We start from the raw sequence: 20,277 nt of genomic DNA on the forward strand, positions 1-20,277 counted from the left end.
GCTACGGCCTAGCGCCGTGGCGCTTCGTTCCTCACAGAGTTTCGCGCATGCCGCAACCCTATGTTTTTCGCACCGTCGAGCTGGACGACCAGTCCATCCGCACGGCGGTTCGCCCAGGCAAGCCGCACCTGACGCCGTTGCTGATCTTCAACGGCATCGGCGCCAACCTTGAGCTGGTGTTTCCATTCATCGAGGCACTTGACCCGGACCTCGAGGTAATTGCCTTCGACGTGCCCGGCGTGGGCGGCTCATCGACGCCGCGCCAGCCATATCGCTTTCCTGGCCTGGCCAAGCTGACCGCGCGCATGCTCGACTACCTCGACTACGGCCAGGTCAACGTCATCGGCGTGTCCTGGGGCGGCGCCCTCGCCCAGCAATTCGCCCATGATTACCCCGAGCGCTGCAAGAAGCTGGTGCTGGCGGCCACGGCGGCCGGCGCGGTGATGGTGCCGGGCAAGCCCAAGGTGCTGTGGATGATGGCCAGCCCGCGGCGTTATGTGCAGCCATCCCATGTGATGCGTATCGCCCCGCTGATCTACGGCGGCGCGTTTCGCCGCGACCCGCAACTGGCTGCCCGGCATGCCGCAAAAGTGCGTTCGGGCGGCAAGCTAGGTTATTACTGGCAACTGTTCGCCGGACTTGGCTGGACCAGCATTCACTGGCTGCACAAGATCAGCCAGCCGACCCTGGTGCTGGCCGGTGACGATGACCCGTTGATTCCACTGATCAACATGCGCCTGCTGGCCTGGCGCATCCCCAACGCCCAGTTGCACATCATCGACGACGGCCACTTGTTCCTGATTACCCGAGCCGAAGCGGTGGCGCCGATCATCATGAAGTTTCTCGAGCAGGAACGGCAGCGCGCACGGATGCACCCGCGCCCCGCCAGCGGCACCTAGCAACGCCTGTGCATCTGGCGGGGCAGTGACGCCGCGACCGCGCTGGTGCAACCGACGCCATCACAACGAGGGAGTGTTGTCATGCAAGAAAAGCCGGCCAAAGGCAACTCACCCGCCCCGGTCACGGTGATGAATGTGCAGAACGCCATCACCGGCCTGCGCGGTCGCGACCTGATTTCGACACTGCGCCAGGTTGGCCGTCAGGGCCTGCGCGATCCGCTGCACACCGCCCGCCACCTGCTCGCTCTGGGCAGCCAACTGGGCCGGGTGATGCTCGGCGATTCACCGCTACAGCCGCACCCGCGTGATACCCGCTTTGCTGACCCGACCTGGCAGGACAACCCGCTGTACCGACGCGGCCTGCAGGCGTATCTGGCCTGGCAGAAACAATCGCGGCTGTGGATCGAGCACAGTTCACTGTCGGCAGATGATCGCGCCCGCGCGCAGTTTCTGCTCAACCAGATCAACGACGCGCTGGCGCCGAGCAACTCGCTGCTCAACCCGCTGGCCGTCAAAGAGCTGCTCAACTCCGGCGGGCAGAGCCTGCTGCGCGGCCTTGGCCACCTGCTTGACGACCTGCGCCACAACGACGGCATGCCGCGCCAGGTCGACCAGAGCGCCTTCGCCGTGGGTGGCAACGTGGCCAACACGCCCGGCGCGGTGGTGTTTCGCAACGAGCTGCTGGAGCTGATCCAGTACCAGCCGATGAGCGAGCAACAGCATGCGCGGCCGCTGCTGATCGTGCCGCCGCAGATCAACAAGTACTATATTTTCGACCTCAGCCCCGGCAACAGCTTCGTCCAGTACATGCTCAAGAACGGCCTGCAGGTGTTCATGGTCAGCTGGCGTAACCCGGAACCGCGCCACCGCGAATGGGGCCTGTCGAGCTACGTGCAGGCGCTGGAGGAAGCGCTCGATGCTTGCCGCAGCATTACCGGCAACCGCGACCCGAACCTGCTCGGCGCCTGCGCCGGCGGCCTGACCATGGCGGCCTTGCAAGGCCATCTGCAGGCCAGGAAGCAACTGCGCAAGGTGCGCAGTGCGACCTATCTGGTGAGCCTGCTGGACAGCCAGTTCGACAGCCCGGCCAGCCTGTTTGCCGACGAGCAGACAGTCGAAGCCGCCAAGCGCCGCTCCTACCAGCGCGGCGTGCTCGACGGCGCTGAAGTGGCGCGGGTCTTTGCCTGGATGCGGCCCAACGACCTGGTCTGGAATTACTGGGTCAACAACTACCTGCTCGGCAAGACCCCGCCGGCCTTCGACATTCTCTACTGGAACGCCGACAGCACGCGGCTGCCGGCAGCACTGCATGGCGACCTGCTGGACTTTTTCAAGCTCAACCCATTGGCCCACGCCGATGGCCTGGAGGTGTGCGGCACGCCGATCAATCTCAAGCAGGTCGAGCTGGACAGCTTTCATGTCGCCGGCAGCAACGATCACATCACACCCTGGGATGCGGTGTACCGCTCGGCGCTGCTGGTCGGCGGCAAGCAACGCTTCGTGCTGGCCAACAGCGGCCATATCCAGAGCATCATCAACCCGCCCGGCAACCCCAAGGCCTACTACCTCGACAACCCACGCCTGAGCAGCGACCCGCGCGCCTGGTTCCATGATGCCAAGCGCAGCGAAGGCAGTTGGTGGCCCCTGTGGCTGGAGTGGATCGGCCAGCGCTCGGGGCCGCTGAAGGCTCCGCGCAGCAGCCTGGGCAACACCACCTATCCACCCCTGGCGCCGGCACCTGGCACTTACGTATTGGTGCGCTGACTCGATGAAGACCCGTGACCGTATCCTTGAATGTGCCCTGCAGTTGTTCAACCAGCAGGGCGAACCGAATGTGTCGACGCTGGAAATCGCCAACGAGCTGGGCATAAGCCCGGGCAACCTGTACTACCACTTCCACGGCAAGGAGCCGTTGGTCAACGGCCTGTTCGAGCGCTTCGAAGAGGCCCTGATGCCGCTGCTCGATCCGCCGCTGGACGTGCGCCTCGACGCCGAGGACTACTGGCTGTTCCTGCACCTGATCGTCGAGCGCATGGCCCAGTACCGTTTCCTGTTTCAGGACCTGTCGAACCTGACCGGGCGCCTGCCCAAGCTGGCCCGCGGCATGCGCAGCCTGATCAACGCGATCAAGCGCACCCTGGCGGCGCTGCTGGCCAGCCTCAAGGCGCACGGCCAAGTCACCAGTGAAACCCAGGCATTGGGGCAGTTGGTCGAGCAGATCACTATGACCTTGATGTTCTCGCTGGACTATCAGCGCGTGATCGGCCGCGCGGCCGACGTCGGGGTGGTGGTGTATCAGGTGATGATGCTGGTAGCACCGCACCTGCAAGTGCCCGCGCGGCGAGCGGCGGAGCAGTTGGCGATGAAGTATCTGGAGGGTTGAGCGCCAGTGTCCATGGCAAGCGCGGGGACAACAGCGGCGAGTGATCGCTGCGGTTGACCCCGCGCTGACATCAGCCTTGGCTAGCGGCGTTCAGCGGCGCCGACGGGGTATCGCCGGCGCTGGCCGAACCAGTCGCTGGCGTCGAGCTGGCGGCGGGTGCTGTAGCTGGCGTGGCCGCTGCCGGTTTGGCCGGCGCTTTCTTCACGGCGGGCTTTTTCGCCGCGGCAGGCTTGGCTGCAGCTTTTGCTGCCGGCTTGGCCACTGCTGCCTTGGCGGCGGCAGGTTTGGCTGCTGCAGGTTTCGCCGCAGGCTTGGCTGCTGCGGTTTTAGCGGCAGGCTTGGCTGCTGCGGTTTTAGCGGCAGGCTTGGCCGGCGCCTTGGCCAGGGGTTTGGCGGCGGACTTGCCTGCGGCCGCCTTGGACACCGGCGTCACCGACGCGCCAGTCAGCTTCTCGATCTGCTTGGTCAGCGTGTCGACCTGCTGGTGCAGCGCCTTGATCTCGTTGCGGCTGGGTACACCGAGGCGCGAGATAGCACTGTTGAGGCGCTTGTCGAAGGCTTCTTCCAACTCGCCCCACTTGCCCAGCGCGCGCTCCTTGACGTCGGCAACGCGCGAAGAGGTTGCCGACTTGGCTTCATCAGCCGCCGAATCAACGGTCTTCTTCGCCTGCTTCTCGGCTTTTTCGCCGTCCTTGACCAACGAATCAAACAGCTTGGAGCCGTCCTGATCGACCTTGGAGTAGATACCCAGGCCAGCCAACCAGATCTTGCGGGAGTACTTCTCGATTCCGCCGATCCAGGAGCCGCCTTCTTTATCGATATTTTTCTTGCCAGCCATCCTGCTCTCCTTATGGTTTGCGCGCGACACGCTCGAGCAATTCGTGGAGTTGTTCCAACTTGATGGACAACGCCTCAACGTCATGTTTAGACGGAATGCCAAGGCGATTCAAGCCACGCGCGACACGCGCATCAAAAGCTTTTTCAATTTTGTCGAGTTGAACTTCAACCTTGCCACGTACGCGGCTGACTTCTTCACCGGCTTCATCGATCTGCTCGTTGGCGGCATCGAGCTTTTTGTCGATGACTTTCTTGCCACGCTTCTCGACGCCTTCGCCAGCCTTGACCAGCTCCTTGAAGTAGTCGGTGCTCTCCTGGCCGACTCGGGCATAGGCGCCCAGGCCTGCCAGCCAGACTCTGCGCGCATAGTTACGCACTTCGTCCAGCGTGCCTTGGGCGTCGTCTTTTTTCTTCAGATTGATCTTGGCCATGCTCTGCCTCGCTCATAGGGGATGGAGGAACTGCCCACGGACTTCGGGCTTGAGCACAACGGTATGCAGAAAAATTAGAATTCTCACCCTAAGCGACGCAACCGCAACGGCCAGGCCCACGTTTGATGTATTTACCGCAGGCCACCACGGCCGCTGGCCTAGCGTACGAGCTCCTTTCGCACTGGAGACCCGCACCATGCCGCTTGCCGCCCCAACGCCCATCGCTTCGGTCAAACGCCTCGTCGCGGCGCGCTTCGCCAACCGCCCCACCCTGCGCCAGGTCATTGCCCACGAAGGTCTGGAGACGCTTGCCAGGCGCTATCCGTGGATTCGTACCAGTTACCCTCAGCTCGAATCGCTCGAAGGCTTCAGCATTATCCACGCCCAAGCCCCCGGCGCAGGGCCTGGGCAAAGCCCGCTGGTCGACACGCTGATCGCCCACCTGCTCAGCGGAAATCGCATGGCGTTGGCGCCGACCGATCAGCTCAGCCTGGCAACGGGACAGGTGTTTCACCCGCAGCAAGCCGGACCAGGCCAGCCAGAGATCGATCTGCGCATGGCCGACCTCAACCCGGATTTCGACGCCCTGCTGGCCTGCGTTATCGACAGCTTCCAGCAAGCCCAGATCGGCTTCTGGAATGCCCCCGAAGGCGATTCGGAAATCTCCGCCCTGCGCTGGATGCAACAGTTATTGAAAGCAAACCTGCTGGCCAACATCCAGCGCCAGGGCCTCGGCGACGCCGAGAAGAGCGTGCTGTACGGCTTGCTCGAGGGGCGCAGCGATGGCCTGGCGTGCCATGCCCTGCAGGTCAGGCTGAACAGCGCGGGGGTCGAGCACTGCCTCTCACTCAGCAGCACGTTGCTCTGCGCACGCCACGCCGATCGTGACTTGCTGCTCTGGTGCAAGCCCACCGGCACCGTGCACGGTTACCACGACCTGTCCGCCCTCGCCTGCGCCCTGCGCGACGAATTGGCACAGCGGTATCGCTTCGAATCGATGGTGTGGGCGAAGGCGCCGCTGGAGGAGGATGCGTTCGCACATCAGGCCCGCCAGCTGCTTAATGGCATCCTTGATGAGATTGGCCGCCTGCGACTGGCCGATATCGCTACCCCGCGTGAACTTGAAGCGGCGCTGAGCCTGCTCAGTGACCCTGCGGCCGGCTTTCTCGATCAGCCGTGGCCGCCAGCGGCCCACCCCACCATCGAAGTACCGGGCTGGCTGGCCCAGGCCAGCGCGGGCGATCGTTTCCAGTACCAGACGGCCATGCTCCAGCTAGCCGCCAGCCAAGCCTTGGCCAAAGGCGAGACCTCGTGGGGTGATATCGAAGACCTCAACCAGTACGCCTCACGCTGCCTGCGTGAACAGATGCACGCGGATCATCCCCAGGGGAGGCTGTTACAGCCAGACCAGGTGCTGGCGAGCATTGCCCAAAGGGTGCAGACCTCTTCGCTGACCTTCGATCTTCAATACCTCAGAACCGAGTCGCTCACCGCGCTGGCCATTACCCGCCTGCAGGTCGGCGAGCATGAAGCGGTGACCGGCATTCTTCTGGCCGACGGCTCGCAACCGCCTCAATGGCTGACTCCTGAGTATGTCGACAGCTTAATACGGACAGTCGACATCGGCGGTCGCTACCCGGCGTACGTCAACGCCGCGCTGCAGGATGCCCGCAACACGGCCCACCGAGTGCGGCTGCACGCCCGCGAATGGCGCAGCCATCTGCTGCTCGGAGCCCTCCAGGCGAAGATCGCTGGCCAGTTGCGGGACCGCAGCTGGCAGGCGTTGGCCGATTTCTGTGACCGGCCCGAGGATCGCTCCAGCGTCCACGCCATCGCCCCGCTGGCGTTTCTCTGTGCGCCGCAAGCGGCTGGGGCCAATGAGGTCCAGGGCATGTTCCTGATCCGGCTCCAGGCGAACGGGCCCTGGGTGCTTTACCGGGCGCTTTGCAACGAGCAGGTCGTGCGCGAATTCGACGACCTTGAGCAACTGATGGACAGCGTTCTCACCGATCAGCCCCTGCAGCAAGACATGCTGGACTGGATGGACGACGACGCTCGCGCGATCTATGAAGACGGTGGTTTCCAGCGACCGCACCTGCACCGCAATCTGTCGGAACTGGCGCACCTGCTGGCCCCTGCAGACATGCTGGATGCACTGCTGAGCCGATTGCGCCAGCCGGCAAGGGTGCGCTTCAGCGCCTGGCAGGGCGATCTTGACCAACACATGTTCCAGGCCCGCGGCAAGGCCCTGCTGCTGCTGGCGTCCAGGCAAAGCGTCTCCAACGCTCAACAACGCTGGGCACTGATCAGCCAACTGGCCTGGCTGGCCTTCAACACGGTCGCATCGGTGCTACGCGGTCCAGCCGCGTCAGTGGCCTGGCTGATCATCAGCCTGGTGGCACTTAAGGATGACCTCGCCGCGCTGGAGCGGGGTACGCCTGAAGAGAAAGCCCTGGCTGTCACTGACGTACTGACCAACCTGGCCATGCTGCTGGTTCACGGTCATGCCAGCGGGGCGCAACCGGACACACTGTCCACACCCCTCAAGCCCCGTCTCGAAGGGCCCAGACCGCACGAACCCGGCGCCACGCTCAACCGTGAGGAGCCCTCTCCGGCGCCCTGGCAGGAACCCGTCGGCCAAGGCCGTCCGGCACCTTTGCGGGTGAGTGGTTGGCAGGGTGGGCAAGGCCTTGGCCATTTGACCGCGGGGCAACGTGAGACGCTGGCCGGCCTGCGCGCAAGGATCTCCCTCGCCGGGCACAGCGCCGAGCCGCACGGCCGCCTGCGCGGCCTGTTCAAGGTGAATGAGCGTCACTATGTGGCGCTGGAGCACGAGCCCTATGAAGTCCAGGAGACCTTTGCCGGTGTCCGTGTCATCGGTCCCGAGCAGAACCAGAGTGAATGGTCGGGGCAGTGGGGCGGCGCGCCGGATGGTTACTACCTGCCAGATCGAGAACGTGCCCAGGGCCCCTGGATAACCCGCTGGAACGGCGAGTGGCGGCTCGACCTGAGGCTGGCCGGCGGGATGCCGAAAAGCAGGCGCCAGGCGGTCGCAGAGAAAGTAGATCATTTCAACTCGCTGCAGCAGCGTCGCCGCAACAACGACAGCGAGCTGACCAAGCTGGTGCCGCTGGCAGAACGCAATGCGCAGTTGCTCAGCGCCTATGATCAAGAAGCCGCAGCTTTTCGAAGCGACATGGAAAAACTGCCGCCTGATACGCGCGCAGCGCTCCCGGATGATCTGCGCATCCGTCTGGAAAACCTGCATGCACAGCGCAGGCAACACCGCCCCATCATCGGAATCCTGGCGTCCATTTTCGAGAAACAGGCGGCGATCATCGAGTCTAATATCGCCCTGTTCACTGAGCTCGGCGAGCCGCAGTACCAGCGTATGGATCCTCAAGGCCGCTCGAGCTATGCCGTCAGCCAGTGGTACGAGCAGCTCATCAACAACGATCAGTACCTTTATCAACGGTTACTGGAGCTGACCGATTATGAGGTCCTCAACCAGCAATCCCGTGAACTCGCCCCCCTGCCTAGCGAGCCGGGGCAGATCGACTTCGTCGTCACGTTTCGCCGTAACGTTGCCACGGCCCTCACCACCCATCGGCGCCTGCTCACCGTGAGCGAGAGGCTAGACGCCAACATTCGCACGATCTTCGCCGACCACCGGATCCAGTTCGAGAACAAGCAGGTCAAGATGCGCAAGGCGGTTGCCTATCGCACCTATTCGACCCTCATCGTGCGTGCGCAGATCTTCAGCGATCTCGCCCAGTTGGTGGTGGACAGGACGCGTCTGGGACCGGAAAACTTCGAAGCATTGCTGCGCCTGCAGGTGGGCCTTCGCAACAAGGACTTCCAGCAGGCATTGCTCAGCCATGACGGCCTCGAAGGGAGCGCCCTGACGTCTGCCGAGCGCGTAGAGGTGCTGGACAACGCATTGCGCGAATACCGGGCCTCGCTAGGCAAGGCCCACGAACTGTTGTCGCTCGACGAGCCTGCGGTGGACAAGCCCACGGTCGAACAATACATCCGCGAGCTTTCCCAACTGGAAGCGCTGACCGTGGAACAGTTAAGCGACAACCTGCGCGACAACGACAGTGGCGCCACGCCCCAGATTGCGCCGATGACCCACAGGGAAAGACCGGGCAACCGTCGCTTGATCCGCACCGCTCGCGGCAAGCCGCTGCTCGCCGAGCAGAACGATCAAGGCACGCAGGCTGTCCAGCATGACCCCGTCACCGACCAGGCGGTCAGCCACTACGAGCAGCGTGACGGCCAATGGGACGAGGCGCCAAAGACAGCGCCGACCCCGCCCGGTAACGCCTACCTGCGCCGCGTTGGCTCAAGCCTGCTGGCGCGCAAGGACGCCAGGCTCGCACTGGCCGCCCGCTACCTGAACGAGCCCAACAGCCTCGCCGACCTGCTGGACTGGCACATCCAGGACATGGACGGCATTGCCACGCAGCTTGAAGCCGGCCAAGAGCAAGCGCTTGCCATCCAACTGCGTGAGGCCATCGAGCAAATGCAAAGTGAAAAGCGCCGCCTGCTGACGCAGGCCTACCTTGATACCCGCCACCCTGACAGCCAGGCGTTGCACTTTCTGGTGGCGCAAGGCGAGGTACAGATCCAGCGCGTGCCGACCACGCTGCGTAAACGGCTCAAGGACAAGGATTACCTGGATGTCTATGCCATCAACCGCACGACGCCGCACCAGCAGCTATGGGAAGCGCACTTCCATTACTCCAGCGCACAAGCCGCGCCACGCGCGTTTGCCAAGGGCCACCTGAAGTTCTGGGAGCCACGCGCGATGAGCCGGGAAGAACAACTGCAGCGCACGGTAAACCCGGCTGAGCGGGTGCGCATCTACCGCGGGGATCTACGCCTGGAGCAGATCGAAGACCTGTTCCCGTTTTCCGCCCCCTAGCACGCCTCACTGAGCGTGGCGGTACTGGGGCGGCTGCGCAGCCCATCGCGACGCAAGGTGAGCTGCGCCCCAAAAGTGGACGGGTGTCCAACATCTGGGGCGCAGCTCAGCGGCACATGCCTCAACACTGGAGGCTCAGGCCAGGGCCTTGTCCAATGCCCGTTCGATCTCGCCCTTGATGGTGCCGCTCATCATCGACATCATCATGCCCAGCTTCAGTTGCACGCGGATGAGGTCGTCGCCGATCTCGACGCTGCCCTTGGCGCCGCTGCGCGAAACTTCGACCCGATCACCCTGCCAGTTGGCTTCCAGGCCATATTCGCGGGTCAGCTTGTCGACCAGCGCCTCGGCCTTGGCGCGGGCGGCTTCGCGGCCGAGGGCGTGTTTGCGTTCAACGCTGATCTGGGTCATGCGGGCAATCCTGGATATAAAGACAATGGCGCCATTATGCCCGCCCCTGCCCGAGGGCACACCCCGCCAAGACAAATCCGCCCATTGCCCCTAGAATGGCGATACTTTTTTCCGGTGATGCGATATGAACGACCAGCGCAAAGGCGAACACGCCGAACCCACCACTCATTTCGGCTACAAAGATGTGCCAGAAAGCCAGAAAGCGAAGAAAGTCGCCGAGGTTTTCCACTCCGTAGCCGCCAAATACGACCTGATGAACGACGTGCTGTCGGGCGGCATGCACCGCCTGTGGAAGCGCTTCACCATCGAGCTGTCCGGTGTGCGCAGTGGCAACCGGGTGCTGGATATCGCCGGTGGCACCGGTGATCTGGCCGCCAAGTTCTCGCGCCTGGTCGGCCCTACTGGCCAGGTGGTACTGGCCGACATCAACGAGTCGATGCTCAAGGTTGGCCGTGACCGCCTGCTCGACCGTGGCGTGGCCGGCAACATCGAATTCGTCCAGGCGGACGCGGAAAAGCTGCCGTTCCCGGACAACCACTTCGACTGCGTGACCATCGCCTTCGGCCTGCGCAACGTCACTCACAAGGACGATGCCATCCGCTCCATGCTGCGCGTACTCAAGCCCGGTGGTCGCCTGCTGGTGCTGGAGTTCTCCAAGCCGACCAGCAAGCTGATGTCCAAGGCCTACGACGCCTACTCGTTCGCCTTCATGCCGCTGGCCGGCAAGCTGATTACCAATGACTCGGAAAGCTACCGTTACCTGGCCGAGTCGATCCGCATGCACCCCGATCAGGAAACGTTGAAGGCGATGATGGTCGATGCCGGTTTCGACCGTGTCACCTATCACAACATGACCAGCGGTATCGTCGCCGTGCACCGGGGGATCAAACCCTGATGTTGCTGGCCGGGCTGCTCGCCAGCGTCGAGCATGGCCTCAACCGCGTCCTGCGTCTGGACAGCACGGCCTTGCCGCGGCTGGCCGCGTTGGAAGGCAAGGTGATCGCCATCGACTGCCTGCAGCCGGCCCTGCAGCTCTACATCCTGCCCGATGAAGACGGCCTGCTGCTGGCCGCGCATTGGGAAAGTGAAGCCGACTGCACCCTGCGCGCACCGGCCAGTAGCTTGATCCAGTTGGCCCTGGCCAAGGACAAGACCGCTGTACTGCACAGCCCGCAGGTGCAGCTGCACGGTGACAGCGCCGTGTTGCTCGACCTGATGGCCGTGCTGCAAGACCTCGAGCTGGACTGGGAGTACGAGCTGTCGCGCTGGCTGGGCCCGGTGCCCACCGCCCTGCTCGCCGGCCACCTGCGCCAGCGTGCACGCTGGACCCGGCAGGGCCTGGCGCGCTTCAGCCAGAACCTCTCCGAGTACCTTGCCGAAGAATCCCGTACCCTGGTCGGCCGCCGCGAAGCCGAGGCCGCATTCAGCGAGCTCGACCGCGTCAAGGTCGATGTCGAACGCCTCGAGGCGCGCATCCGCCGCCTTGCCCGATCCCTTGATACCAGCGATAACGCATGAAGTTGCTCGCCGTCCGCCGCCTGTTTCGTATCCAGCGTGTAGTGATTCGCTACCGCCTCGATGACATTCTGTTCGAGCAACCGCTGCCCTGGTGGCTGATGAGCCTGCGTCTGCTCATGCCCTGGCGCTGGCTGCCACGCAAGCCCTCGCCGCTCAGCCGAGGCGCACGGGTGCGCCTGGCGCTGCAGGACCTGGGGCCGATCTTCATCAAGTTCGGCCAGTTGCTGTCGACCCGCCGCGATCTGCTGCCAAGCGACGTCGCCGACGAGCTGATGTTGCTGCAAGACCGCGTACCGCCATTCGACCCGCAAAAAGCAGTGGCGCTGATCGAAGCGCAACTGGGCGCCAAGGTCAGCGAAGTGTTCAGCCGCTTCGATGTCGAGCCACTGGCCTCGGCCTCGGTCGCCCAGGTCCACAGCGCACGCCTGAAGACCGGCGAAGAGGTAGTGGTCAAGGTGGTGCGCCCTGGCCTCAAGCCGATCATCGCCCAGGACCTGGCCTGGCTGTTCCTGATCGCCAAGGGCGCCGAGCGGTTGTCCGCCGATGCCCGCCGCCTGCACCCGGTGGAAGTGGTCGGCGACTACGAAAAAACCATTTATGACGAGCTCGATCTGCTCCGCGAGGCGGCCAACTCGAGCCAGCTGCGGCGCAACTTCGAAGGCTCCGATCTGATGTACGTGCCGCAAGTATATTGGGACCTGTGCCGGCCCAAGGTGCTGGTGATGGAGCGCATCTATGGCGTGCCGGTCACCGACATGGTGGCCCTGGCCGACCAGCGCACCGACATGAAGCTGCTGGCCGAGCGTGGCGTCGAGGTGTTCTTCACCCAGGTGTTCCGCGACAGTTTCTTCCATGCCGACATGCACCCAGGCAACATCTTCGTCAGCACGGTCAAGCCATGGAGCCCGCAGTACATCGCCATCGACTGCGGGATCGTCGGCAGCCTCACCGCCGAAGACCAGGACTACCTGGCGCGCAACCTGATCGCCTTCTTCCGCCGTGATTATCGCCGTGTAGCAGAGCTGCACATCGACTCCGGCTGGGTCCCAGCGCATACCAAGGTCAATGAATTCGAAGCCGCGATCCGCACCGTGTGCGAGCCGATCTTCGAAAAGCCGCTGAAGGACATCTCGTTTGGCCAGGTGCTGATGCGCCTGTTCCAGACCGCGCGGCGCTTCAACATGGAAGTCCAGCCGCAACTGGTCCTGCTGCAAAAGACTCTGCTCAACATCGAAGGCCTGGGCCGTCAGCTGTACCCGGATCTGGACTTGTGGAGCACGGCCAAGCCGTTTCTGGAGCGCTGGATGCGCGAGCGCATGAGCCCCAAGGCGGTGCTGGGCAATATCTACAGTCAGGCCGAGCAACTGCCGCACCTGGCCGACATGACCCGCGACCTGCTCGAGCGCCTGTCGCAACCGCACCTGCACGACCCGCAGATGCCCGAGCGCCGTCGTAACGGTGATCAATGGGCGCTGCGCCTGCTCGGTGCCGGCCTGCTCGCTGGTGGCGCCATCCTTGCCACGGGCGCCGTCAACCTGGGTGCGCCAGCGGCGTGGCCGGCCTGGCTGATGCTCAGCGCCGGGCTGTACCTGGTGGTACGCCGATAGCCAGCCACGCTGCTGGCTGGCACACTAATGCAACAGGCCCGGTAGCGAAGCGGGCCCGGTTTTGGAGTCGACGATGAAAGACTGGCTGGACGAGATCAAGTGGGACAGCGATGGCCTGGTGCCGGCAATTGCCCAGGACCATAAAAGCGGTCGGGTGCTGATGATGGCCTGGATGAACCGCGAAGCGCTGGCCCTGACGGCCGCCGAAAACCGTGCTATCTACTGGTCGCGCTCGCGTGGCAAGCTGTGGCGCAAGGGTGAGGAGTCCGGCCATGTGCAGAAGCTGCACGAGATGCGCCTGGACTGCGACGCCGATGTGATCATCCTGATGGTCGAGCAACTGGGCCAGATCGCTTGCCACACCGGCCGCGAAAGCTGCTTCTACCGCGTCTTCGAAAATGGCCAATGGGTCAGCGTCGATCCGGTTTTGAAAGATCCCGATGCAATTTACCGCGCAGGCCACTGACATGAGCGATACCCTGACCCGTCTTGCCGAAGTACTGGAGGCCCGCAAAGGCGCGGCCCCGGATAGCTCTTACGTTGCCAGCCTCTATCACAAGGGTTTGAACAAGATCCTCGAGAAGGTCGGTGAAGAGTCGGTCGAGACCATTATTGCTGCCAAGGACGCTGCGCACAGCGGCGACTGCAGTGATGTCATCTACGAAACGGCTGACTTGTGGTTCCATAGCCTGGTGATGCTTTCGGCACTGGGGCAACATCCGCAGGCGGTGCTGGATGAGCTGGACCGCCGCTTTGGTTTGTCCGGGCATGATGAGAAGGCAGCGCGGCAGCCTTCGGCCTGATAGTGATGCACTGATTGATGGGGCTGCCTTGCAGCCTGTTCCGACCGATCCGGCGCCCCGGCAAGGCCGCTCCAATACAAGGAGCGTATTGGCGAAGCCGACACACCTTTTTCAGGAGTACAAAATGGGTATTTTTGACTGGAAACACTGGATCGTCCTGCTGGTCGTGGTGGTCCTGGTGTTCGGCACCAAGAAGCTGAAAAACTTCGGCGGTGACCTCGGTGAGTCGATCAAGGGCTTTCGCAAGGCCATGAGCGACGAAGAACACAAACCTGCCGAGCAGACCCCGCCGCCGGTGCAGCCAGTGCCACCAACCCAACAGCCGCATACCACAGCGCCGCTGACTCAACCGCACACCACCCTCGAGGGCCAGGCCCAGCCGGTCCAAGAGCAGCAGCGGAAAGACTGACCCATGTTCGGCATCAGCTTCAGCGAGTTGCTGCTCGTCGGCCTGGTCGCCCTGGTGGTGCTCGGCCCCGAGCGCCTGCCCGGCGCCGCGCGTACGGCGGGGCTGTGGATCGGCCGGCTCAAGCGCAGCTTCAACAGCATCAAGATGGAAGTCGAGCGCGAAATCGGCGCCGACGACATTCGCCGTCAGCTGCACAACGAGCACATCCTGTCGATGGAGCAGGAGGCCCGGCGCATTCTCAACCCACAGGCAGATCCACCCAAGCCAGCCCAACCGCCGCTAGACGCTGGCGCGCCGATCGTGCCGCTGGCAGAGCCAGCAGCCGCCGTGCAGGCCCCTACTGCAGTGCCCGCCGAGCCGAGCACGCCTGTTGCCCCGGCCGCCATCCCTGAGCCGCCCCAGACGCCACGAGCCCCATGAGCGATAGACCGGACCACGACCAGCCGATGCCGCTGGTCTCGCACCTGACCGAACTGCGGACACGCCTGCTGCGCTGTATCGCGGTGATCTTCCTGATCTTTGCCGGGCTGTTCTCGTTTGCCCAGCAGATCTACACCCTGGTCTCGGCGCCGCTGCGCGATCACCTGCCGGCCAACGCGACGATGATTGCCACTGACGTGGCCTCGCCGTTCCTGACGCCGTTCAAGCTGACCATGATCGTTTCGCTGTTCCTGGCGATCCCGGTGATCCTCCACCAGATCTGGGGTTTCATCGCACCGGGCCTGTATCGCCATGAGAAACGCATCGCGATCCCGCTGCTGGTCTCGAGCATCGTGTTGTTCTATGCCGGCATGGCTTTCGCCTACTTCCTGGTGTTCCCGCTGATCTTCGGCTTCTTCGCCAGCGCCACCCCGGAAGGGGTGTCGATGATGACCGACATCGCCAGCTACCTCGATTTCGTAATGACCCTGTTCTTCGCCTTTGGCGTGGCCTTCGAGATCCCGGTGGCGGTGGTGTTGCTGGTGTGGATCGGCGTGGTTGACGTCAGGTACCTGCGCAAGATCCGCCCTTATGTGATCATCGGTTGCTTCGTGGTCGGTATGATCCTTACCCCGCCGGATATCTTCTCGCAGACCCTGCTGGCCGTGCCGATGTGGTTGCTGTTCGAAATCGGCGTGCTCTGTGGTGGCCTGATCCGCAAGCGTGGCCCGCTCGATGAACCCGCTGCCGACGATCCGGAAGACCAGCCGCCAGCGACCCAGCCATGAACCTGCTGCTGCTTGAACAGACCGACTTCATCGCGGCCGACCGCGTCGTGCTGGCTGATCGGCGCTTCACCCACATGCAGGAGATCCATCGCGTCGCAGTGGGCGACACCCTGCGCGTGGGCCAGATAAACGGGCTGATGGGTCAGGCCCGCGTGGTTCGCTTGGAAGGCCACGAGGCCGAGCTGCAGGTCAGTCTTGACCAGCAGCCACCGGCCAAGCTGCCGTTGACCCTGATCCTCGCCGTGCCGCGGCCAAAGATGCTCCGCCGGCTGTTCCAGACCATCGCCACCCTCGGCGTGCCACGGCTGATCCTGCTCAACAGCTACAAGGTCGAGAAGAGCTTCTGGCAAACGCCGTTTCTCACCCCCGAGGCAATCCGCGAAAACCTTATCCTCGGCCTGGAACAGGCGCGCGACACTGTGCTGCCGGAAATCATCATCGAGAAGCGCTTCAAGCCGTTCGTCGAAGACCGGCTACCGGCCATCGCCGCCGACACCTTGGGTCTGGTCGGCCACCCCGGCGACTACCCGGCCTGCCCTCGCGCCGTGCAGCAGCCGGTCACCCTGGCAATCGGCCCGGAAGGCGGCTGGATCCCCTATGAAGTCGACTTGCTGGCCAAGGCAGGCCTGCAACCGGTGCAGTTGGGTGCACGCATTCTGCGGGTCGAGACCGCCGTCACTGCCCTGCTGTCGCGCATTTTCTGACTGATCGGTCAGAACTTTTCCGTCAAGTTTCCCCAGCCAAGGCCGATGCCCTGAGCAGCACAAGAAAAAATCTGCAGCGCCAACGCCGGGGGAGTCGAACATGTTCCAGTGGGTTGCCCAGTCTCTGGGAAATATGAGTGTCAGCCGCAAGCTCGGCTTTGGTTTTGGCCTGGTCCTGTTGCTGACCCTGGCCATCACCTTGACCGGCTGGTCCGGCATCAACGGCGTTACCTCGCGCGGTGACACGCTGGGCAACATCTCGGTGATCCATCAGTACACCCAGGAACTGCGCATCGCTCGCCAGCAATACGAGCGTGACCGCGACGAGAAAGGCGTCGCCGCGCTGGAAACAGCCTTGGGCAACCTGGACCGTCAGGTCCAACTGATGCTCGGCCAAATTGAGCAACCTGCCGACCTACAGCGCCTGGAGCAGCAACGTGAGGCGGTGCGTCAATACCAGCAAGCCTTTGCTGACATCCGCCAGGCGGGCCAGCGACGCGATGCCAGCCGCAGCGTGCTCGGCGACAGTGCCGACAAGGCCGCTGCGCTGATCAGCCAGGTCCAGCAGCGCCTGCTAGCGGCCGGCGATGTCAACCAGTACCAACACGCCGTCGAGGTCAGCACCCTGCTGCAGCAGGCACGCTTCCAGGTGCGCGGTTACACCTACAGCGGTAAACCTGAATTCCAACAGACCGCTCTGACGGCCATCGACCAGGCCTTGGCCGTGCTCAAGGCGCTGCCGACCAAGCTGCCAGCAGAATATGCCGCAGGCCTGGATGACGCCTCCACAGCGCTGGCCGCATACCGCGATGCGGTCAACCAGTTTGGCAATGCCCAGACCGCCGCCCAGCAGGCACTGCAGCGCATGGCCGAGCAAGGCGCTGTGCTGATCGACACCAGCAAGCAGATGACCAGTTCGCAAACCGAGGTGCGCGACCAAGGCACCCAGCAAGCCAAGACCCTGCTCGCCGGCGCCACCGCGTTGGCCCTGTTGCTCGGCCTGATCGCGGCATGGGCCATCACCCGCCAGATCGTTGGGCCACTGCGCTACACCCTGACCGCAGCCGAACGGGTAGCCAGCGGCGACCTCAGCCAGAACCTGCAGATCGACCGTCGCGATGAACTCGGCCAGTTGCAGGCCAGCATGCAGCGCATGACCGTCAGCCTGCGCGAGTTGATCGGCGGTATCGGCGACGGCGTCACCCAGATCGCCAGTGCGGCTGAAGAGCTGTCGGCAGTCACCGAGCAGACCAGCGCCGGGGTCAATAATCAAAAGGTCGAGACCGATCAGGTCGCCACCGCCATGAACGAGATGGCCGCCACCGTGCAGGAGGTTGCGCGCAACGCCGAACAGGCCTCCGAGGCGGCCCTGGCGGCCGACCAGCAGGCCCGAGAGGGTGATCGTGTGGTCGGCGAAGCGATCGCTCAGATCGAGCGTCTGGCCAGCGAAGTGAACAACTCCAGCGAAGCGATGAATCAGCTCAAGGGCGAAAGCGACAAGATCGGCAGCGTGCTCGATGTGATCAAGGCAGTGGCTCAGCAGACCAACCTGCTCGCCCTCAACGCCGCCATCGAGGCCGCCCGCGCCGGTGAGGCCGGGCGCGGCTTTGCGGTAGTGGCCGACGAAGTGCGCAGCCTGGCCCAGCGCACGCAGCAATCGACCGAAGAGATCGAAGCGCTGATCGCCAGCCTGCAGAGCGGTACTCAGCGCGTAGCCAGCGTGATGGACGCCAGCCGCGACCTGACCGAGAGCAGCGTCGAGCTGACCCGCCGTGCTGGCGGTTCGCTGGAGACGATCACCCGCACGGTGTCGTCGATACAGGCCATGAACCAGCAGATTGCCACTGCCGCCGAGCAGCAGAGCGCGGTCGCCGAAGAGATCAACCGCAGCGTGATGAACGTGCGCGATATCTCCGACCAGACTTCGGCAGCCAGTGAAGAGACCGCCAGCTCCAGCGTCGAGCTGGCGCGCCTGGGCACCCACCTGCAGGGCCTGGTGGGGCGCTTCCGGCTCTAGACGAGCAGCCAAACTGCGTGCGCCCTAGGAATTTTCCTAGGGCGCGCAGCGAACTTTCCTACAGGATTTACAGGTCAAGTCCTACAACCTCCGCGCCGATGAGCAGGCATGGCCACAGTCCGTGGTCATCTTGATTGGACGGAGGTATGCCATGTTCGGCTTTATCAATCGCACGCTCGGCAACCTGAGCGTCAGGCTCAAGTTGGCGCTGGGCTTCAGCGTGGTGCTGCTGCTTACCCTGGCCACCACAATAAGTGGCTGGAACGCCCTCGACGGCGCCATCAGTCGCTCACAACAACTCAGCGAAATCACCCACATCAATGACCTGAGCAAGGACTTGCGCGCAGAGCGGATCACCTATCGGGTGCTCGCCGACGAGACCAGCAGGACGCGCATCAGTGCCATCATCGAGCAGCTCGAGAGCATGCTCGCCACCCTCCAGCAACGCAGCTCAGTCGACCAGTCACGCCAGCTACTCACGCAAAAACTGGATCAGCTCAAGCGCCTGCGCGAAGACTTCGGCCTACTCCAGCAAGCCGTGGCCAAACGCGGCCAGCTGCGCGTCGGTATGCAGCAGCAAGAACACACGCTGGGTGAGGCCATCGACGAGTTGCAGAACCAGACCCTGCTCAAGCTCTCGGCCGATGGCCAACAAAGCAACCTGATCAGCCTCATGGACAGCCTTTCACGGCATGTCGAGGGTGCCAACCAGCAAAGCCTGCTGCCGGCCTATACCTACTCGCCGCTGGAGGCCTTCGCCAAGGTAGGCGACTCAGCGTTGGCCGCCGCCGACAGCACGCTTGCGCAATTGCACGGTGCCCTTGCGCCGTTGGGCCTGCCGCGCGCCCTGACGGAGCGGCCAGGCGCCGAGCTGGCGCGCTATCGCAGCAGCCTCGAGCAGTACCGCAGCGCTGCGATCGAGGTGGAGCAACTGCACGACAACATGGAGAAACTCGGCGACCAGCTGAGCGCCGCCAGCGTTGCCCTGGCCAAGCAGAAGATCGAGCAGCGCGACCATGAGGTGGTTGAAGACCGTTCGCTACTGACCAGCGTCGCCTTGTTGGCCTTGGTGGTCGGGGTAATCGCTGCCTGGTTGATCACCGGCCAGATCATTCAGCCCCTGCGCCAGACCCTGGCCCAGGCCGCGCGTATTGCCCGCGGCGACCTCAGCCAGCTGGACACGGTCGAGCGGCGCGACGAGCTGGGCCAGCTGCAGGCCAGCATGCGCGACATGACCGTGAGCCTGCGCGAGCTGATCGGCGGCATCGATCAGGGCGTCGGCCAGCTGTCCAGCGCTGCCTCGCAACTGGCGGTGGCCAGCCAGGACACCAAGGCGCGGATCAACCAGCAGAAGGAGGACACCGACCAGGTCGCCACGGCCATGAACCAGATGAGCGCAACCGTGCAGGAGGTCGCGCAGAACGCCGAGCACGCTGCACAGGCGGCCACCAGTGCCGATCAGCAGGCGCAACAGGGAGATGCGGTAGTGACCCTGGCCGTGGCCGAGATCGAGCAGCTGGCCGCGCAGATGGACCACTGCCTGCAGGCCATGCACCACCTCGCGGCAGAGAGCCAGCGCATCGGCAGCATTCTGGATGTGATCAAGTCAGTCTCGGTGCAGACCAACCTGCTGGCCTTGAACGCCGCCATCGAAGCGGCGCGAGCTGGCGAGGCGGGCCGTGGCTTTGCCGTGGTTGCCGACGAAGTACGCGGCCTGGCGCAACGAACCCAGCAGTCGACCGAAGAGATCGAGCAGTTGATCGACAACCTGCACAGCGGTACCGATCAGGTCACGCAACTGCTCGACGACAGCAAGCAGCTCACCGAGCGCAGCGTCGAGCTGAGCCGCAAAGCCGGCGATGCCTTGGGCCAGATCACCCAGACGGTGTCCAATATTCAGGGTATGAACCAGCAGATCGCCACTGCCAGCGAGGAGCAAAGCGTGGTCGCCGAGCAGATCAACCGCAGCGTGCTGAGCGTACGTGATGTGTCCGATCAGACCAGCGCGGCAAGTGAGCAGACCGCCGCCTCAAGCGGCGAGCTGGAGCAGCTGGGCCGGCAACTGCGCAGCATGGTCGGCCGCTTCAGCCTGTAACCCGAGCCCGTCGCCAGTCCGGCTGGCG

The 20,277-nt window shown here is 63.8% G+C and carries 18 protein-coding genes and 2 pseudogenes; 17 read left to right on the top strand and 3 right to left on the bottom strand.

Annotated features, from left to right (window positions below; genetic code table 11):
- Positions 1-47: 47 nt before the first annotated feature.
- The 3 genes from phaZ (at position 48) to HU736_RS15525 (ending at position 3,282) form a co-directional block, all read left to right on the top strand.
- A complete protein-coding gene (gene phaZ / locus HU736_RS15515; RefSeq protein ID WP_186701205.1) occupies positions 48-899 on the top strand; it encodes a poly(3-hydroxyalkanoate) depolymerase in 852 nt (283 codons plus the stop codon).
- 81 nt (positions 900-980) lie between these two features.
- On the top strand, positions 981-2,663 hold the full coding sequence (gene phaC, locus HU736_RS15520; RefSeq protein ID WP_186701206.1) for a class II poly(R)-hydroxyalkanoic acid synthase: 1,683 nt from the start codon (positions 981-983) through the stop codon (positions 2,661-2,663).
- A gap of 4 nt (positions 2,664-2,667) precedes the next feature.
- Complete coding sequence (locus tag HU736_RS15525; protein ID WP_186701207.1) at positions 2,668-3,282, top strand: TetR/AcrR family transcriptional regulator; 615 nt, start codon at positions 2,668-2,670, stop codon at positions 3,280-3,282.
- 70 nt (positions 3,283-3,352) lie between these two features.
- Here the strand turns inward: HU736_RS15525 and HU736_RS15530 are convergent, their stop codons facing one another.
- Together HU736_RS15530 and HU736_RS15535 are read right to left on the bottom strand one after the other, a co-directional pair.
- Positions 3,353-4,120 carry a phasin family protein gene (locus tag HU736_RS15530; RefSeq protein ID WP_186701208.1) on the bottom strand — a complete coding sequence of 256 codons (768 nt, stop codon included), beginning with the start codon at positions 4,118-4,120 and terminating at the stop codon, positions 3,353-3,355.
- Between the two features lie 10 nt (positions 4,121-4,130).
- Positions 4,131-4,550 carry a phasin family protein gene (locus HU736_RS15535; protein WP_101322926.1) on the bottom strand — a complete coding sequence of 140 codons (420 nt, stop codon included), beginning with the start codon at positions 4,548-4,550 and terminating at the stop codon, positions 4,131-4,133.
- Positions 4,551-4,746: 196 nt separating this feature from the next.
- On the opposite strand from HU736_RS15535, the gene HU736_RS15540 reads away from it, so the two are divergent.
- Positions 4,747-9,477, top strand: a complete 4,731-nt coding sequence (locus HU736_RS15540; protein ID WP_189691810.1) for a DUF6543 domain-containing protein — start codon at positions 4,747-4,749, stop codon at positions 9,475-9,477.
- Positions 9,478-9,612: 135 nt separating this feature from the next.
- On the opposite strand, the gene HU736_RS15545 is transcribed toward HU736_RS15540, so the two are convergent.
- Positions 9,613-9,888: a polyhydroxyalkanoic acid system family protein gene (locus HU736_RS15545; protein WP_101315693.1), complete on the bottom strand. Its 276-nt coding sequence runs from the start codon at positions 9,886-9,888 to the stop codon at positions 9,613-9,615.
- A gap of 124 nt (positions 9,889-10,012) precedes the next feature.
- Here HU736_RS15545 and ubiE point away from each other — a divergent pair, with 124 nt between their 5' ends.
- The 13 genes and pseudogenes from ubiE (at position 10,013) to HU736_RS22265 (ending at position 20,249) form a co-directional block, all read left to right on the top strand.
- Positions 10,013-10,783, top strand: coding sequence for a bifunctional demethylmenaquinone methyltransferase/2-methoxy-6-polyprenyl-1,4-benzoquinol methylase UbiE (ubiE, locus tag HU736_RS15550; protein WP_101315691.1), 771 nt, complete (start codon positions 10,013-10,015; stop codon positions 10,781-10,783).
- Positions 10,783-11,406, top strand: a complete 624-nt coding sequence (locus tag HU736_RS15555; RefSeq protein WP_186701209.1) for a ubiquinone biosynthesis accessory factor UbiJ — start codon at positions 10,783-10,785, stop codon at positions 11,404-11,406. Before ubiE ends, HU736_RS15555 begins: the two co-directional genes overlap by 1 nt.
- On the top strand, positions 11,403-13,013 hold the full coding sequence (gene ubiB / locus HU736_RS15560; protein ID WP_103435763.1) for a ubiquinone biosynthesis regulatory protein kinase UbiB: 1,611 nt from the start codon (positions 11,403-11,405) through the stop codon (positions 13,011-13,013). The genes HU736_RS15555 and ubiB overlap by 4 nt, the downstream gene beginning before the upstream one ends.
- A 73-nt stretch (positions 13,014-13,086) precedes the next feature.
- Positions 13,087-13,479: a phosphoribosyl-AMP cyclohydrolase gene (hisI, locus tag HU736_RS15565; RefSeq protein ID WP_101315685.1), complete on the top strand. Its 393-nt coding sequence runs from the start codon at positions 13,087-13,089 to the stop codon at positions 13,477-13,479.
- Between the two features lies 1 nt (position 13,480).
- Complete coding sequence (locus HU736_RS15570; RefSeq protein ID WP_101315683.1) at positions 13,481-13,816, top strand: phosphoribosyl-ATP diphosphatase; 336 nt, start codon at positions 13,481-13,483, stop codon at positions 13,814-13,816.
- Between the two features lie 124 nt (positions 13,817-13,940).
- A complete protein-coding gene (locus HU736_RS15575; RefSeq protein WP_101315681.1) occupies positions 13,941-14,225 on the top strand; it encodes a twin-arginine translocase TatA/TatE family subunit in 285 nt (94 codons plus the stop codon).
- 3 nt (positions 14,226-14,228) lie between these two features.
- Complete coding sequence (gene tatB / locus HU736_RS15580; RefSeq protein ID WP_103435762.1) at positions 14,229-14,645, top strand: Sec-independent protein translocase protein TatB; 417 nt, start codon at positions 14,229-14,231, stop codon at positions 14,643-14,645.
- The gene (gene tatC / locus HU736_RS15585) at positions 14,642-15,433 is read left to right on the top strand and encodes a twin-arginine translocase subunit TatC (protein ID WP_103435761.1); all 792 of its coding nucleotides are present in this window, start codon (positions 14,642-14,644) and stop codon (positions 15,431-15,433) included. The genes tatB and tatC overlap by 4 nt, the downstream gene beginning before the upstream one ends.
- Positions 15,430-16,137, top strand: coding sequence for a 16S rRNA (uracil(1498)-N(3))-methyltransferase (locus HU736_RS15590; RefSeq protein WP_103435760.1), 708 nt, complete (start codon positions 15,430-15,432; stop codon positions 16,135-16,137). Before tatC ends, HU736_RS15590 begins: the two co-directional genes overlap by 4 nt.
- 133 nt (positions 16,138-16,270) lie before the next feature.
- Positions 16,271-17,299: pseudogene (locus HU736_RS22250) on the top strand (methyl-accepting chemotaxis protein); the annotation flags it as partial.
- A gap of 141 nt (positions 17,300-17,440) precedes the next feature.
- The gene (locus HU736_RS22255) at positions 17,441-18,154 is read left to right on the top strand and encodes a methyl-accepting chemotaxis protein (protein WP_411563233.1); all 714 of its coding nucleotides are present in this window, start codon (positions 17,441-17,443) and stop codon (positions 18,152-18,154) included.
- 151 nt (positions 18,155-18,305) lie between these two features.
- Positions 18,306-19,394: pseudogene (locus HU736_RS22260) on the top strand (methyl-accepting chemotaxis protein); the annotation flags it as partial.
- Positions 19,386-20,249, top strand: a complete 864-nt coding sequence (locus tag HU736_RS22265) for a methyl-accepting chemotaxis protein (RefSeq protein WP_411563234.1) — start codon at positions 19,386-19,388, stop codon at positions 20,247-20,249. The pseudogene HU736_RS22260 and the gene HU736_RS22265, both read left to right, overlap by 9 nt.
- Positions 20,250-20,277: the final 28 nt, after the last annotated feature.

This window comes from Pseudomonas shirazensis, from assembly GCF_014268785.2.
Taxonomy (GTDB): domain Bacteria; phylum Pseudomonadota; class Gammaproteobacteria; order Pseudomonadales; family Pseudomonadaceae; genus Aquipseudomonas; species Aquipseudomonas shirazensis.